Annotated in this window: 11 protein-coding genes and 1 pseudogene; 7 read left to right on the top strand and 5 right to left on the bottom strand. The window is 60.8% G+C overall.

From position 1 onward, the window contains the following. Positions 1-264 precede the first annotated feature (264 nt). On the bottom strand, positions 265-1,050 hold the full coding sequence (locus tag QNJ43_RS19110; RefSeq protein ID WP_300472119.1) for an alpha/beta fold hydrolase: 786 nt from the start codon (positions 1,048-1,050) through the stop codon (positions 265-267). Between the two features lie 341 nt (positions 1,051-1,391). Here QNJ43_RS19110 and QNJ43_RS19105 point away from each other — a divergent pair, with 341 nt between their 5' ends. Further along, positions 1,392-1,997 (top strand): L,D-transpeptidase, encoded by a 606-nt coding sequence (locus tag QNJ43_RS19105; protein ID WP_300472118.1) that lies wholly within the window; start codon positions 1,392-1,394, stop codon positions 1,995-1,997. A 68-nt stretch (positions 1,998-2,065) separates the two neighbouring features. On the opposite strand, the gene QNJ43_RS19100 is transcribed toward QNJ43_RS19105, so the two are convergent. The 3 genes and pseudogenes from QNJ43_RS19100 to QNJ43_RS19090 all read right to left on the bottom strand — a co-directional run bounded on the left by QNJ43_RS19100 (position 2,066) and on the right by QNJ43_RS19090 (position 4,932). After that, positions 2,066-3,190, bottom strand: coding sequence for an adenylate/guanylate cyclase domain-containing protein (locus QNJ43_RS19100; protein WP_300472117.1), 1,125 nt, complete (start codon positions 3,188-3,190; stop codon positions 2,066-2,068). A 347-nt stretch (positions 3,191-3,537) separates the two neighbouring features. Beyond that, positions 3,538-3,893, bottom strand: a pseudogene (locus QNJ43_RS19095) (GtrA family protein); the annotation flags it as partial. Beyond that, positions 3,886-4,932, bottom strand: a complete 1,047-nt coding sequence (locus tag QNJ43_RS19090) for a glycosyltransferase family 2 protein (protein WP_300472116.1) — start codon at positions 4,930-4,932, stop codon at positions 3,886-3,888. The gene QNJ43_RS19090 and the pseudogene QNJ43_RS19095, both read right to left, overlap by 8 nt. A 160-nt stretch (positions 4,933-5,092) precedes the next feature. Between QNJ43_RS19090 and QNJ43_RS19085 the strand changes: the two genes are divergently transcribed. Further along, on the top strand, positions 5,093-5,680 hold the full coding sequence (locus tag QNJ43_RS19085; RefSeq protein WP_300472115.1) for a hypothetical protein: 588 nt from the start codon (positions 5,093-5,095) through the stop codon (positions 5,678-5,680). Positions 5,681-6,545: 865 nt separating this feature from the next. On the opposite strand, the gene secA is transcribed toward QNJ43_RS19085, so the two are convergent. Further along, positions 6,546-9,350 carry a preprotein translocase subunit SecA gene (gene secA, locus QNJ43_RS19080; RefSeq protein ID WP_300472176.1) on the bottom strand — a complete coding sequence of 935 codons (2,805 nt, stop codon included), beginning with the start codon at positions 9,348-9,350 and terminating at the stop codon, positions 6,546-6,548. Positions 9,351-9,621: 271 nt separating this feature from the next. Between secA and QNJ43_RS19075 the strand changes: the two genes are divergently transcribed. The 5 genes from QNJ43_RS19075 (at position 9,622) to QNJ43_RS19055 (ending at position 13,301) form a co-directional block, all read left to right on the top strand. Next, positions 9,622-10,518 carry a peptidylprolyl isomerase gene (locus QNJ43_RS19075; protein WP_300472114.1) on the top strand — a complete coding sequence of 299 codons (897 nt, stop codon included), beginning with the start codon at positions 9,622-9,624 and terminating at the stop codon, positions 10,516-10,518. A 246-nt stretch (positions 10,519-10,764) separates the two neighbouring features. Next, positions 10,765-12,006: a bifunctional glutamate N-acetyltransferase/amino-acid acetyltransferase ArgJ gene (gene argJ, locus QNJ43_RS19070; RefSeq protein ID WP_300472113.1), complete on the top strand. Its 1,242-nt coding sequence runs from the start codon at positions 10,765-10,767 to the stop codon at positions 12,004-12,006. After that, positions 11,987-12,637 carry a hypothetical protein gene (locus QNJ43_RS19065; protein WP_300472112.1) on the top strand — a complete coding sequence of 217 codons (651 nt, stop codon included), beginning with the start codon at positions 11,987-11,989 and terminating at the stop codon, positions 12,635-12,637. Before argJ ends, QNJ43_RS19065 begins: the two co-directional genes overlap by 20 nt. Then, on the top strand, positions 12,621-12,824 hold the full coding sequence (locus QNJ43_RS19060; protein WP_300472111.1) for a GNAT family N-acetyltransferase: 204 nt from the start codon (positions 12,621-12,623) through the stop codon (positions 12,822-12,824). Before QNJ43_RS19065 ends, QNJ43_RS19060 begins: the two co-directional genes overlap by 17 nt. 66 nt (positions 12,825-12,890) lie before the next feature. Further along, positions 12,891-13,301 (top strand): (deoxy)nucleoside triphosphate pyrophosphohydrolase, encoded by a 411-nt coding sequence (locus tag QNJ43_RS19055; RefSeq protein ID WP_300472110.1) that lies wholly within the window; start codon positions 12,891-12,893, stop codon positions 13,299-13,301. The last annotated feature ends 22 nt before the right edge of the window (positions 13,302-13,323 follow it).

Raw genomic sequence — 13,323 nt, 5'->3', positions numbered from 1 at the left:
ACTATGGGTAAGAATATCTAGTAAAGAAATCGAACCGGAAGTAAACGGCATTTTAAATTGCGGGCGGATTTGTCGCTGATCGACACGTTCGCGGTGTCTGGGAAATGCGAAGAAATTGTCCTCGGGACCGCCTGGGGAGTTTCACAAGGCGTGCGTATGCGTTCAGCCGCGAGGAGGTGAGCGGGCTGTCGCACGTTTGGCGGAAAAGTCGGAAAGGGACGCTTTATGCCTGCCTTGTCAGGTGGGGAGGCCGGGGCCTTCGGGTCAGTAGGTGCCCGCGCGCACGTTCTCCAGGATCAGATGGTTCACTTCACGTGGGATCTCATGCTGCAGCATGTGGCCGACACGCTCGAATACATGGGCTGCGACGGTGCCGGGCAGGCGGTGGGCCTGACGGGTCGGCAGAACGCGATCCTGCGTGCCCCACACCATCTTCACTGGGCACGGCAGATCGCCCAGCTTGTCGCGGGGAAGCGTTTTCTGGCGCTCTCCGTCGATGATCGCGTCGACGATCGTTTCCAGCGCCTCGATTGCGCCGGGCGTTTTCCGTCCTTCGGCGATATGGGGGGCCAGTTTGCGCGGCAGGGAGCTTTCCCAACCGAAGAACTGTTCCAGCAGAATCTGGATGTCTTCCTCGTTGCGTGCGGATGCGTATCGACGCAGCAGACGGTGGTTGATCTCTTCGCCGAAACCGCCGGGGGCAAGGAGCGTCAGGCTGGCGATCCGCTCCGGCGAGCGCAGGGCGATCAGCGTGGCAATCGCTCCGCCCATCGAGTGGCCGACCAGATGGATCCGGTCGAGCGACAGTCCATCGAGCGTGGCGGTGATCGCCTTGGCGGACAGTCCGGCATGGCCGATTTGCGGCCAGTTGATTGCCTGCCCGTGGCCGGGCAGGTCGATGGCCAGAGAACAGACGTGGCGGGCAAGTGCCGTCTGGATGTTGAGCCAGCTTGACGCGTCGCCGCCGAAACCGTGCAGCAGCACGACGGGTGGTCCCGTCTTGTCGGACCCGGATTTGCAAACGGGCAGCAGGCGGGCATCGTCGGTCATGAATGTCTCCGGTTATGTCTGTGCAAGGTCGATAAGGCTAAAGATTCCGCTACGGGATTCCATGTAGCCGGGCGGCATCAAACCCCGAAACCGCGAGGTCGGCAACGGTTTGGGTGCGTGGATACCGCATTCCTTGCGGCACCAGTATCGAAATTGCCGGAAACTGTGTACCGCTGATCACATACATTTGGGCGATTGCCTATTATTATCTTTGGCATTGAGCGATTCGGCGGGGCAGCGCGCTTTTTGTCCGATTTCGCTTATCACATGCTGATTCCGGCTGATGGCCGTGCGCCGGCATGTTTCCCCCGACCAACGTTCGGCTGAACGGAGTGGCTTGAATGCGCCGTACGCTGTTTCTCTTTGCCGCCATCGCGGCGATATTCTTTCCCTTCCTGATGCCCGCGCAGGCTCAGGAGCGGGTGTTCGATCCGGTCTCAAAGACCTGGGTGAAGTATTATGTCTCGCGCGATGCGGCGGCGAAGATTGCCAAGCGCAAGTACCGACGCCGTGAGGTGCGGTATTCGGGCGGCGAAGAGCCGGGGACGATCATCGTCGACACCGACAACCGCACGCTGACCTACGTTCTGCCGCATGGCCGCGCGATGCGCTACGGCATCGGCGTCGGGCGCGAAGGCTTCACCTGGGAAGGCCGCGAGAAGGTCACCCGCAAGGCCAAGTGGCCGGGCTGGACGCCGCCGGCGGAGATGCGTGTGCGCGAGGCCAAGGCCGGTCGCAAGATCCCGGCCTACATGCCGGGCGGCGAAGACAATCCTCTGGGAGCCCGCGCGCTCTATCTCGGCAACACGATCTATCGCATCCACGGCACAAACGAGAACTGGAGCATCGGACGGCAGGTGTCGTCGGGCTGCATCCGCATGTTCAACGAGGACGTGATCGACCTCTACCAGCGCGTCAAGGTCGGCTCGCCGGTCGTCGTTCACTGATCGAAGTTGGCGGACGGGGCCAACCGGTTCACGTCCCCTCTCCGGCAAACGACATTCGCGCGCGGCTATCAGGCGACGGCGGCGCGCGTTACTTCATCTTCGCGCCAGCGATAGAGTTCCACCGGCCGTCCTATGCCCTTCAGCCGGTGCAGGCCGATGCTCTCCCAGCTATCGGGACAGAAGCGGGCCACGGCATCCGTGGCGTTCAGATCTTTCGTCAGCGTCTCGATGCGCGCTGCGGCATTGACCGCCGGACCGACGATCGAGAAGGACAGGCGTGAGGGCACGCCGGTATTTCCGAACATCACTTCGCCCAGAGAGGCCGACAATCCGAAGGTGATTTCGTCGAGGCCCTTCTTGCGGCGATCTGCATTGATCTCGTAGCGCCGTTCGATCGCCTTGCTGACGGCCCTGCTCGCTGGGCGGGCGGCGGATGCGTTGTCTTCATCCCCGGCCAGCGGGAAGATCGCCAGCACGGCATCTCCGATGAAATCCAGAACCTCGCCTCCCTCCTCGATGGCACTTCCGGCGGTGTCGTCGAAATAGTCGTTGAGGAGCGTCAGATATTCATCGCCGGGCAGGGTTTCGGCGAGGGTGGAGAACTTGCGAAGGTCGGAATAGAGGATCACGGCGTTCGTGGTCGCGCCGTCGCCACGCCAGATATTGCCCGCCAGCACTTCGCGTCCCGCCTGTTTGCCGAGATAGGTTTCAGTGATGTTGGTGGCGATGCTCGCCTTAATGGCCGTGCGGCACGCGACGGCAAAGCCACGCTGGATACGCCGCAGGGCCTGGATGTCGCTGTTGGTGAAGCCGCCCGCCCGGTCGGACGCCCAACTGATGATGATGCCCGCCTTCTTCGGCGTCGTCGGCGCGGTGGCCGCATCGAAGCGGGTGATCATGGCCAGATAGTCGGTGTAGTCTCTGGTCGCCATGTCCTGGAGGAGCGGAAAGTTGATGACGGCCTGATTGCCCGCAAGACGGCGGCGCAGCACGTCGGACCCCGAGTCGACCAGATGCTTGAAGGGGCTGTGGTTCCATTCATCGGATTTCTGATCACGGTGAGCGAACTGTTCCAGCACCACATTCTGTCCGCGGTTCCATTTGGCTGCTTCCACCTCAATCAGAGGGTGGAGCGTGGGCCAGGAGAGCATGGAACGGACCACGGGAACGCCGATGGAATAGAGCGTTCGCACACGTCGCGAAACATCTGGACGATGCGCGGTGAGCCGAGTGCCTGGTCGACAAGCCAGTCTTCCAGCGAAGTGATGAGAGCGTCGTGGGACATGAGATCGTTCCGGTCGGCGAATTGGTCCGCTCGGGGTGCGCCTGGGCCAAATCGGGCCGAAGCTTCGGTCTGTGCTCAAAACTGCGACAGACGACGATAAAGTCCGCATAAGATCGGGCTGCGGTCCCGGTTCTACAAGAGCAATTACACGCAGTCGTGATCGCGATCGCGCCTGGAACTTGTGCGGATGTCGGCAAAGGCCCACAATCGTGAGCCGAGAAAGGTGACAACGGGCACGACGAAGATGGCGATCACGATACCGACGGATTCAGGCCAGTCGGTCAGGGCAAGCCAGCTTGCAAGCGCGCCGGAATTGATCGCAAAGCCCAGAAGGGCGACGAGAAAGAAGCGCGGCAGGCGCGCATGCCATTTCCGCGCCGATTGCGGGGCTTGCGGAAAGCTCCAAAGGTGTGATGGCCGGCAAACGAAACGATGAAAGCGGTCAGAAAGGCGACCGTGTTGGCCAGAAGCGGCGGCAGGATGTCGGGTATGGCAAGCGCCAGCGCGACGCCCGCATGAACACCGGTCGCGGCAAGTCCGACGATGCCGAAACGCGAGGCCGCCAGGATCTCGCTGACGGCGCGTCCAGACCAGGGCGAGCGCTCAGTCATCGCTTTCACGAGATTGTTCGGCGCTCTCACGCGGTCTTTCCGGGTCAGAAATCACGTCGCGCACCATATAGATCGGCCGCTTCTTGGTTTCGTTGAAGAGCCGGGCGACATATTCCCCGACAATCCCGATCGACAGCAGCTGGATGCCGGAGAAGAACAGGATCGCCGTCATGGTGGAGGCGTAGCCGGGCATGTCGATGCCGAAGAAAAGCGTGCGCAGCACGAGGAACAACGCATAGGCGAAGGCAAGGGCGGCGACACCCGCACCGCAATAGCTCCACACGCGCAAGGGCACAGTGGAAAAGCCGGTCAGCCCGTCAAGGGCGAAATTCCACAGCTTCCAGTAATTCCATTTGGTCGTGCCCGCGGCACGTGCCGGGCGCTCGTAGGGGAGCGCCATGGCGGAAAAGCCGACCCAGGCGAAGAGCCCCTTCATGAAGCGGTTGCGTTCCGGCAGCTCTTTCAGCGCCTCGATCACGGTGCGGTCGATGAGGCGGAAGTCTCCGGCATTGTGCGGCAGATCGATATTGGAGAGTCGGTTGAAGAGCTTGTAGAAGGCGGAGGCCGAGCCGCGCTTGAGCGGGCTGTCGCTGGTGCGGTCCACGCGCAGGCCGTAGACGACATCATAGCCCGCGCGCCAGCCCTCGATCATCTGCGGAATGAGCTCCGGCGGATCCTGAAGGTCGGCATCGAGCACGACGGCGACATCGCCGTGAGCATGGTCGAGACCCGCGGTCAGTGCGGCTTCCTTGCCGAAATTGCGCGACAGGCCGATGAGATGTCCGGGGAGCCCCGCTTCCAGCCGTTCGCTCAGGAGAGCGGCGGTGGTATCGCTGCTGCCGTCATCGACGAAGACGAATTTGTGCGCGATGTTGCCCTCACGCATGACCTTCGTCACGACGTCCAGAAAATGGCCGATGACTTCTTCCTCGTTGAAGACGGGCACGATCAGGCTGACCAGCGGATCTGTGGATCTGTTGGTCTTGCTGCGCGCCATATAGGGAAGACTGGGATCGGACATGGTCTCTTTGATCGACAAGGTTTCGCACTGTACGGCCGCGCCGCGTGTATCTTGTGGTTGCTTAGACCGGTTTGCGGCGCTTGTCACATGACATGCGCGACCTATGGTTTCCGCGTATGGTCGGGAACGGTCGAGTGGCTGATGATGGTGCGGTTCGCGCGACGGAGAGACGTCGCGCATGGAGGCCGCCATGATCCGCCTGGACGACAAGGCCATCATCCCGATCGGATGCAGTTGCATCAATCAGTTTCAGATCGAGTTTTATTTCGGCAAGGAACGTTGCAGTGGGTTGCCGTTTCAGTGGACCATTGCGACGCCGCGCACGAGCGTCGAGATCCTGGAAGCCGCTTCACGGGGCGCGCTGGCCGATCTCTTTTTCGACCGATCCGATTTCGAGATGGACGGCGATCACATGCGGAACCGTCATTTCGAGGGCTTCTATCACTGGCACGAGGATGCAGCCGCGGTGCTTGACCGCGAGGCGGAGGATTTCGAGCGGTTCACGCGGAAGATGGCGTATCTGGGGGAGAACATGTGCGCGGTCGATGGGCCGGTCTGGCTGTTGTGGTCGAACCTTCAGCCCAACCTGCGTCAGGAAATCGAAGACAACACGCGGCTCGATTGGAGCGATTTCCGCCTGACGCAAATGCGACGGGATGAATTCGCACGGCTGCCCGGGCAGTCTATCGGGATCCGCGCTTCGTCTTTGTCGGACGCGAGGAGGATATCGATGCGGAGTTGTGGGACGAAGGCGAGATCGTGCTGATCGATCTGCCGCGCTCCGACAAGTTTCGCGGTGCCAGGGGGCTCTACGCGGAGATTTTTGAGTGGATCGAAATAGACACGGAACACCTTTGAAAGCGGAAGGGAGCCCTGATTCCATTTCGGAGGCGTGATAGAGGCAGTCTACGCCTTCTTTCTAATAAAGAATATGTGGGCCTCGATATTCTTTTTGTCCCGTTTGTTTGTTTTGAAGAAATAGATGGAGATGTTGGAGCCGAACCATTCGCACATGAGATAAGGAAATGCAACAGGTCGCACTCCGAAAGGATCCATTTCCGAAGCGTGCTCTGGTCCATGAACTGACGTGTGCTCGATAATCAAGACGCCATCGTCTTTGATTTGCTCCAATCACGTCGCAAAAGCTTGTTTTGGATTCCAGATTTGATCGTGCGAGTTTGTGTAAACGAAGTCAAACTGGCCGACCCACTCTTCTTCTCGGTTGTGGAAATCCCACTGGACACTGTTTGAGAATTGGGAGGCCGTATCGGAGATATCTGTACCGATCGTATTAAATCCGAATTTTTCGGTGAGAAAATTCTGTTCGAACCCGTTCCTGCTGCCATGGCAAAGGCCACGCAGCTTTCTGCCAGGAAACAGCTCTTTTAACTTATCTCCGATTAGGCCTAGAGTGTTTGCGTCAGCCCATACACTTTTTATTTTTCTTTTACATGTTTTCAAATTTTTATGAACGTACGGAGAAAACGATTACTTTCTCTTCTCATGATTTATACGCCAACTGTATTTCTTAACTTCAGTTGGTGGATAAATTATGATTTTGTATATCAAATTTCGATGTTAGCACAGTCATACTTGCCGTTTTGTCTTGTTTCTGCACCGGTTTCGACTCTCTACAGTGCTCCGTGGCAGTGCTTGTATTTCTTGCCGGAGCCGCAGGGGCACAGCTCGTTGCGGCCGACCTTGCCCCAGGTCGAGGGATCGTTCGGATCGCGCTCGGTGGGCTGAGTGCGGGCCGGGCGCGGAGCCAGAGCCACGTTGCCCTCGGTGGCCGCATAGGCGTCGCCGTCATCCGCCGGGTCGCCGTGGGTCACCTGCATTTCCGGCAGGTCCTCATCGTTCGGCATTTCGGGCGCTTCCTGTTGAACCAATCCCACCCGCATCAGCTGGGCGGTCACGATCTGGCGCAGGTTGCCGAGCATGGCCTCAAACAGCGTGAAGGCCTCGGTCTTGTATTCCTGCAGCGGGTCGCGCTGGGCGTAGCCGCGGAAGCCGATGACCGAGCGCAGGTGGTCGAGTGTGGCCAGATGTTCGCGCCAGAGCTGGTCGAGGGTCTGCAGCAGCACGGCCTTTTCAATCTGACGCATGATGCCCGGGCCGTACTGGCCAACCTTGCGCGCCATGGTTTCGGCTGCTGCCCGCCTCAAGCGCTCGCGCACCTCTTCATCGGCGATGCTTTCCTCTTCCGCCCAGTCCTTGACCAGCAGATCCATGTTGAGGACGCCGTGCACCTCCTGCAGAAGGCCTTCCATATCCCACTGCTCGGGATAGGCCTTCTCGGGGATATAGCGGGAGACCATGTCCTCGATGACTTCCTCGCGCATGTAGGCGATGGTCTCGGCAAGGTCCTCGCCGTCCATCAGTTCCAGACGTTGATCGAAGACGACCTTGCGCTGGTCGTTCATCACGTCGTCGTACTTGAGAATATTCTTGCGGGCGTCGAAGTTGCGTGCCTCGACCTTCTGCTGCGCCTTTTCCAGAGCCTTGTTGATCCAGGGATGGACGATCGCCTCGCCCTCCTTGAGGCCCAGACGCTTCAGCATCGAATCCATGCGGTCGGAACCGAAGATGCGCATCAGGTCGTCTTCCAGCGACAGGAAGAAGCGGGTGTGACCCGGATCGCCCTGACGGCCGGAACGGCCGCGCAGCTGATTGTCGATGCGGCGGCTCTCATGGCGTTCGGTGGCGACCACGTAAAGGCCGCCGGCATCGAGCGCCACCTGCTTCAGTCGCTCAATATCGTCGTTGATGGCGGCGATCTTCGCGTCACGCTCGGGACCTTCCTCCATGTCGCCCAGTTCGAGTTGGATGCGCATGTCGGCGTTGCCGCCGAGCTGGATGTCGGTACCGCGACCGGCCATGTCGGTAGCGATCGTGATGGCACCGTGGACACCGGCCTGAGAGATGATGGCCGCTTCCTGCTCGTGGTAGCGGGCGTTCAGGACTGCGAAGACACGCTCCTGCTTCGTCTTCTGATCGCCGTCATAGAGCGCGCGGAAGGCGTGCGGATCGCTGACGTCGGCCTGGCGATAGCCGCTCTTCTTGAGGATGTCGGCGATCAGTTCCGACTTCTCGATCGACGTGGTGCCGACGAGCACAGGCTGGCCGCGGTCCTTGCACTCGCCGATCAGATCGACGATCGCCTTGTATTTCTCCGAAGCCGTCCGATAGACCTCGTCGTCATCGTCGATGCGGCGCACCGGCAGGTTGGTCGGGATCTCGACCACTTCCAGCTCGTAGATGTCGGCGAATTCATCCGCTTCCGTCGCCGCCGTACCGGTCATGCCCGCAAGCTTGTCGTACATGCGGAAATAGTTCTGGAACGTGATGGAGGCGAGCGTCTGGTTCTCGGGCTGGATGGTGACGTGTTCCTTCGCCTCCAGCGCCTGATGCAGGCCTTCGGAATAGCGCCGTCCCGGCATCATGCGGCCAGTGAATTCGTCAATGATGACGACTTCGCCGTTCCTGACGATGTAGTCCTTGTCGCGCTGGAACAGCTTGTGCGCCTTCAACGCCTGCTGCAGGTGATGCACGACGGAGACGTTTTCTACGTCATAAAGGCTCTCGCCCTTCAGAAGACCCGCCTCGCCGAGCAGATGCTCCAGCTTTTCGTTGCCCTCTTCGGTGAAGTTCGCCGTGCGCTGCTTCTCGTCGATTTCGTAGTCTTCTTCGATCAGGTGCGGCACGAAGGTGTCGATGGTGTTGTAGAAATCGGAGCGGTCTTCGAGCGGGCCGGAAATGATCAGCGGCGTACGCGCTTCGTCGATGAGGATCGAATCGACCTCGTCGACGATGGCAAAGTGGTGGCCGCGCTGGACCATCGAGTTGCGCTCATACTTCATGTTGTCGCGCAGATAGTCGAAACCGAACTCGTTGTTCGTGCCGTATGTGATGTCGCAGGCATAGGCGGCGTGGCGCTGGGCATCGTCGAGGCCGTGGACGATGACGCCGACGCTCAGGCCGAGGAACCTGTATACGCGGCCCATCCAGCCCGCATCGCGGCTGGCCAGGTAGTCGTTGACGGTGACGACGTGAACGCCCTTGCCGTCAAGCGCGTTGAGGTAGGTGGCGAGCGTCGCCACTAGCGTCTTGCCTTCACCGGTCTTCATCTCGGCGATATCGCCGTCGTGAAGAACCATGCCGCCGATGAGCTGGACGTCGAAATGGCGTTGACCGAGCACGCGCTTGGCCGCTTCCCGCACGGTCGCGAAGGTGGCCGGGAGAATGTCGTCCAGCGAGGCACCGTCCGCGATCTGTTTCTTGAACTCGGCTGTGCGCGCCCTCAATTCCTCGTCGGAAAGGGCTGCGACTTCCGGCTCGAGCGCATTGATCGCCTCAACCTTGCCGCGATATGTTTCTACTTTTCGGTTGTTCGCGGATCCGAAGATTTTGCGGGCGATAGCACCGAGGCCGACCATGATGGTCCTTCCTTTGGCAAAGCCGTGCCAAGTCGCAATCATGCGGCTCCAGCGTGACGTCAATGCGGTTTCGATCGAACGGCCTTTCCGCGCTCTGGCGGGGGAGTAACCGTCCGGACGGGGATTGCGCCCGGTTACGGCCCGGCCGACCGACAGATAAGAGGGGCCTGAAAGGTTGTCAACGTCGCTCCGTTCGGCATAACTGCCGCTTAAGTCCTGCGGACCGCTTGAGAGCGGATTCGTACTCAACACCTACAAACAGGATGCTTACATGTTCCAGACACCGAAGGCTGCCGCGATGCGTCCGCTTATCACCGGTTGCATGATCGCGCTTTTTGCCGCCGCGCCGCTCCATGCGGCGGAGGACGGCGACAAGGTGATCGCCACCGTCGACGGGGCGAAAATTACAGAAGCTGATCTCGCCATCGCCCAGGACAATTATGCGCAGGATCTGGCTCAGGTGCCGGAGGAGCTGCGCCGCAATCTGCTGATCGGCGTGCTCGTGGACATGCGTGTTCTGGCGAAGGCCTCGATCGACGCCGGCCGGGAAAACGATCCCGAGGTCAAGCGGCATCTCGAATATGTCCGCCTGCGCACGCTGCGCGATTCCTATTTCAACGATGGCAACTCCCTCGAGCCGGACGAGGCGACGCTGAAAAAGCTCTACGACAAGCAGTCCGGCGATTTTCAGGGCCCCAAGGAAATTCACGCTCGTCACATTCTGTTGAAAACGGAAGACGAGGCGAAGGCGGTCATCAAGGAACTGGATGCGGGCAAGGACTTCGCCGAGCTCGCCAAGGAGACGTCGACCGGCCCGTCCGCGCAGTCCGGCGGTGACCTCGGCTACTTCACCAAGGATCGCATGGTGGCAAAGTTCGCCGACGCCGCTTTTGCCATGAAGCCGGGCACCTATTCCAAGGAGCCGGTCCAGACGCGGTTCGGCTGGCATGTGATCAAGGTCGAAGATGTCCGCGATCAGCCCGCGCCGACATTCGATGCGGTCAAGAACCAGCTTCGCGCCGAGGCCATTCGCACCAAATACAATGAGGTGGTGGATGGGCTGAAGGCAAAGGCCGACATCAAGATCCTGGATGAAGATGCAAAGGCCGCCCAGGATGCCAACAAGGCCGACGCGAACGGTGCCGCTCCGGAGAAGGCGGACAAATAAGCCGCCTTAATAGAATGCCTTATAGAAAATTTAAGTGTAGGAAGCCGGGCCTTGTGCCCGGCTTCTTCGTTTTCAGGGCGCCTCGAACCATTATGCGCCCCTCGAAAAAGGGGCAATGTCGGTGACCTGGTCCCGCGACCTTCGCCGTCACAGGCGGTGGGTCAAGCAACAAGGGGGCTTGCGCGCTGAACGGCCCCCGCTAAAACGGAGCGGGGGCTTTTCCGCCCTGTTTTGAACGAGGATCCCATGTCGACCGCCATCTCTCCGCTTGCTCCCAAGACTGTTCCCGAGATGCCCGAGGTCGACGGCGTGCGATTTGCCACCGTCGAGGCCGGCATCAAGTATCAGGGGCGCACCGACGTCCTGCTGATGTTGTTCGATGAGGCGACGGAGGTCGCCGGCATCTTTACCCGCTCGCGCTGCCCGTCGGCGCCGGTGGACTGGTGCCGCGCCAACCTTGCCCAGGGCAAGGCACGGGCCCTGATGGTCAATTCCGGCAATGCCAACGCCTTCACCGGCAAGAAGGGGCGGGCCGCGGTGGAACTATCCTCCGAAATCGTCGCAAAGGCGGTCGGGTGCAAGCCGTCCGAAATCTTCCTCGCCTCTACCGGCGTGATCGGTGAGCCGCTCCCGGCGGAGAAATTCGCTCCGGTCATCGGCGATCTTGTTGCGCGCGTTGCTTCCGGGCCGTGGATCGAGGCGGCCAAGGCGATCATGACCACGGACACCTATGCGAAGGTCGCCACGCGCACGGTCGATCTGGGCGGCACGACCGTCACCATCAACGGTATCGCCAAGGGCGCGGGCATGATCGCGCCCGACATGGCGACCATGCTCTCCTTCATCGTCACCGACGCACCGATTGCCGTCCATGTACTGCAGGATCTTCTGAACGAGGGCGTCGGCGGTTCGTTCAACTCGGTGACGGTCGACAGCGACACCTCCACGTCCGACACGGTTCTGGCCTTTTCCACCCGGAAAGCGGCGGCCAAGGGCGCGCCTGCAATCGAGGCGTTGACGGATCCGCGGATGAACGCGTTCCGTGTCGCATTCGCCGGTCTGATGCGGGATCTTGCGCATCAGGTCGTGCGCGACGGCGAGGGCGCGCGCAAATTCGTCGAGGTTCGCGTGACGGGGGCGGAGAGCGAGGCTTCGGCCAAGCGCATCGCGCTTTCCATCGCCAATTCGCCGTTAGTCAAGACGGCGGTCGCGGGCGAGGACGCGAACTGGGGCCGGGTCGTGATGGCCGTCGGCAAGGCCGGCGAGCCCGCCGATCGCGACCGGCTCGCCATCTGGTTCGCCGAGGTGCGCGTTGCCGTCGACGGTGAACGCGATCCCGACTACAGCGAGGAAGCGGCCGCTGCCGTCATGGAACGGGACAAGATCGTGATCCGCGCCGATATCGGCCTCGGCCAAGGCGCGGCGACGGTGTGGACCTGCGATCTCACGAAAGAATATGTCGAAATCAATGGAGACTACCGAAGCTGAGCTGCTTGATGATCCGATTCGGCGCGAGCGGCCCGAGGATCTGAGCGACATCTTCCTTCTCGAACAGGCCAATCTCACGGCCTTTCCGAGCCTGATGCTGCATTTCGACGGGGCCTGGCTGACGTGGCTGTCGCTGGGCAATCCCGTGCGCCGGGTCAATTCGCTCAATATCTACGACCCGGCCGACGACAGGGATGTCGAGGCTCGGCTGGAGCGGGCGGTCGTGCGCTTCGCTGACGCGGACATTCCGATGCATCTGCGTTGGACGCCGCTCGTGCCGCAGGCGCTCGACGATCTGATCGATGCCCGCGGCTGGCAGCGTTATGCGCAGACGGAGGTCTGGTCGGTGGCGATTGCGGGCGACGGAACTGTCCCCGATACTTCGGCGGAGAACGAGATCGTCCGTTTGCCGCGCGGAGAATGGTTGCGCGATTTTGCTGCCGTCGGCGGGACGGGGGCGGACAAGGTGACACCCGGGGCTCTCGCAACCCTCCGTGCTTCGCTTGAAAAGGTGCCGGCGGAGTTGCTGGCCCTTTCCTTGCGCGGTGAGGACGGAGATCCGCAGGTAATGCTTCTCGCGGTATGCGACGGGGGGGCTTGTCGGGATCTTCGACGTGGCGACCGCGCCTGAGCGGCGGCGGCGCGGATTGGCGGCGAAACTCGTGACTGCCGCGCTTGCCCATGGCGGGCGGAGCGGCGCGAAGAAAGCGTGGTCGCAGGTCGTGGCCGACAACGTTCCGGCCAAGGCGCTCTACAGTCGATTCGGCTTCAAGCCGCTCTATTCCTATCACTATTTCTGGATGCGACCGCTCGTATGAGCGAGCCCAATAAATAGAGATTCGTTATCGTTAATCGCCGGTTCCTTTCGCGTCTCACCATGGAACATGCCTGACATGCCTGATTTACTGCTTGTTGTTGCCTGCGCTCTCATCGATGTCGACGGCCGGATTCTCATTACTCAAAGGTCGGAGGGAAAGGCGCTCGCGGGAATGTGGGAATTCCCCGGTGGCAAGGTGGAGCCGGGCGAGCGGCCGGAGGATTCTCTGATCCGGGAACTGTCTGAAGAGCTGGTGATCACGGTTAAGAAAGAGTGCCTCGCGCCGCTGACCTTCGCCAGTCACGCTTACGACGATTTTCACCTCCTGATGCCACTTTACGTTTGCAGACGGTGGCAAGGAATCGTTCAGGGAGGTGAAGGTCAGGCGCTCAAATGGGTGCGGCCGACGGCCTTGAGGGATTATCCGATGCCGCCAGCAGACGAACCGCTCATTCCGCACCTTCTCGATCTTCTCTAGGATCGGCGGCGGCATGGGCCGG

This window comes from Breoghania sp., assembly GCF_030066895.1.
Classification (GTDB): domain Bacteria; phylum Pseudomonadota; class Alphaproteobacteria; order Rhizobiales; family Stappiaceae; genus Breoghania.
This window is presented reverse-complemented; position numbering and strand designations above follow the sequence as displayed.

Coding starts and splice junctions, on each gene's coding strand:
- QNJ43_RS19110 (WP_300472119.1), bottom strand. CDS start 1,050: ATGACCGACGATGCCCGCCTGCTGCCCGTTTGCAAATCCGGGTCCGAC.
- QNJ43_RS19105 (WP_300472118.1), top strand. CDS start 1,392: ATGCGCCGTACGCTGTTTCTCTTTGCCGCCATCGCGGCGATATTCTTT.
- QNJ43_RS19085 (WP_300472115.1), top strand. CDS start 5,093: ATGGAGGCCGCCATGATCCGCCTGGACGACAAGGCCATCATCCCGATC.
- secA (WP_300472176.1), bottom strand. CDS start 9,350: ATGGTCGGCCTCGGTGCTATCGCCCGCAAAATCTTCGGATCCGCGAAC.
- QNJ43_RS19075 (WP_300472114.1), top strand. CDS start 9,622: ATGTTCCAGACACCGAAGGCTGCCGCGATGCGTCCGCTTATCACCGGT.
- argJ (WP_300472113.1), top strand. CDS start 10,765: ATGTCGACCGCCATCTCTCCGCTTGCTCCCAAGACTGTTCCCGAGATG.
- QNJ43_RS19065 (WP_300472112.1), top strand. CDS start 11,987: ATGGAGACTACCGAAGCTGAGCTGCTTGATGATCCGATTCGGCGCGAG.
- QNJ43_RS19055 (WP_300472110.1), top strand. CDS start 12,891: ATGCCTGACATGCCTGATTTACTGCTTGTTGTTGCCTGCGCTCTCATC.